General features: G+C 55.3%; 2 protein-coding genes. Both read right to left on the bottom strand.

The window, feature by feature from the left end; translation table 11 throughout:
- Positions 1–213 precede the first annotated feature (213 nt).
- Positions 214–1,281 carry a sn-glycerol-3-phosphate ABC transporter ATP-binding protein UgpC gene (locus RI518_RS07855; protein ID WP_310689821.1) on the bottom strand — a complete coding sequence of 356 codons (1,068 nt, stop codon included), beginning with the start codon at positions 1,279–1,281 and terminating at the stop codon, positions 214–216.
- Positions 1,282–1,292: 11 nt separating this feature from the next.
- Positions 1,293–1,807 (bottom strand): carbohydrate ABC transporter permease (locus RI518_RS07850; protein ID WP_310689820.1); only part of this gene is annotated, 515 nt, incomplete at its 5' end.

The raw sequence follows: 1,807 nt of genomic DNA, 5'->3' as shown, positions 1-1,807 counted from the left end.
ATGTGTCAGGTTCGGGTGGTGCGGCACCAGGCGGGGCTCAAGTGCCTAGGGTGAGAAGATGACCTAAGCGGAATACTGAAGTGAATCCCGTGAGAATCAGGGGCATCTTCGCGTGGCGCTAAGACGCAATTTACGCCAGAACGTGGGTCTTGGAACGGATGCATTCCTGTGAGCCCTCCTGGAAGCACTGCTCACGAGCTTTAGCAATGGCTCCTATGAAATGGCGACCTTCTCGATGCGTTCTTCCGATGAGCCATCGAACACGTGAGCTTTTTCGGCGGCGAACTCAACCGTGACCTTCTGACCCGAGGCTAAGGTCGCCAACGGTTCCGCTTCGACGACACTCACCAACTTCTGTTCCCCGAGCGCGACGGAGACCACAGCACGCGGACCCAAGAGCTCGATCTGTTCGATTACTCCAGGGCCATTCTCCGCCGGCTTTAGGGTCAGATCCTCGGGGCGCAGACCGACGAGGACATCGCCCGTGTGACTGCTTGTAAAACTCCAAGATTCTCCGTTGTGGCTGGTGAATGCGGTGCCATCCATCGTCCCGGCAATGATGTTCATCTTTGGGCTGCCCACGAAAGTGGCGACAAATACGTTCGCCGGGGTTGCGTAAACCTCGGCCGGGGTTCCCACTTGGGCAATTTTGCCCTCGCGCATGACGACCATTCGATCGGAGAGGGTCATGGCCTCTTCTTGGTCGTGGGTGACATAGATTGACGTAATTCCAAGCCCCTTTTGGATCGCCAGGAGCTCGCTCCTCGTTTCGACTCGTAGTTTGGCGTCGAGGTTGCTGAGGGGTTCGTCAAAAAGGAAGACGGACGGTTCTCTAATTATCGCGCGACCAATAGCTACTCGCTGTTGCTGGCCACCACTGAGTTCTTTGGGTTTGCGATGGGTGAGATGCCCCAACCCGAGAGAGTCAGCAATGTCTTGAGCGCGCTTCCTCGCTGTGTCCCGCGGGGTTTTCGTCGCCCGAAGAGGAAAGGCAATGTTCTCTAAGACGCTCAGGTGAGGATAAAGCGCATAGTTTTGGAACACCATGGCGATATTGCGATCACGGGGCTCAAGCTCGGTGACATCCTTGCCATCGATTGAGATGGAACCCGAGCTAACCGATTCAAGCCCCGCAATCATTCGCAAGGTGGTGGACTTGCCACAGCCCGAGGGGCCTACCAGCACGGTAAAAGATCCATCCGGAAAATCTAAATCTAAGCTTTCAACGATAGGCGTCTCATTGAAAGACTTCTGGACACCCTTCAGCGCAACGGTTCCCACGTGTATCCCTTCTAGTACTTCACGGCTCCGCCACTGATGCCTTGCACCAGTCGCTTCTGGATAAAGAAACTTGCAATTACTACTGGAACCACTGCCACAAGAATTGCCGCACTCATGCTTCCTAGCTCTACTCCCCGGAAGGTATTAAATCCGGCGATTGCCACCGGAAGAATGGCCGACTTGGTTGGCGTCAGAATGAGGCCATAAAACATGTCGTTCCACGACAGTGTGAAGCCGAAAATTACGGCAGCACCGAGGCCCGGGTAGACCTGGGGGAGGACCACCAAAAGAAAGGCTTTAAAGCGGGAGAAGCCATCCACGCGGGCCTGCTCTTCGAGCGAACGCGGAACAGAGTCAAAGAACCCAATGAGGAACCACGTCACAACGGGCAAAATGAAACTCAAGTGGGCGGCAATGAGTGGGATAAGGGTGTCGTTGACTCGCAAAACGTAAGCCAGCGTAAGGAACGGGAACACCAAGACAGCTGGGGGCAGCACCTGAGCCGACAAGATTCCGAACCGTGTCG

The organism is Pontimonas sp. (assembly GCF_031581085.1).
GTDB lineage: Bacteria > Actinomycetota > Actinomycetes > Actinomycetales > Microbacteriaceae > Pontimonas.
The sequence above is the reverse complement of the archived record's forward strand: the minus strand, read 5'-3'. Positions and strand labels throughout refer to the sequence as shown.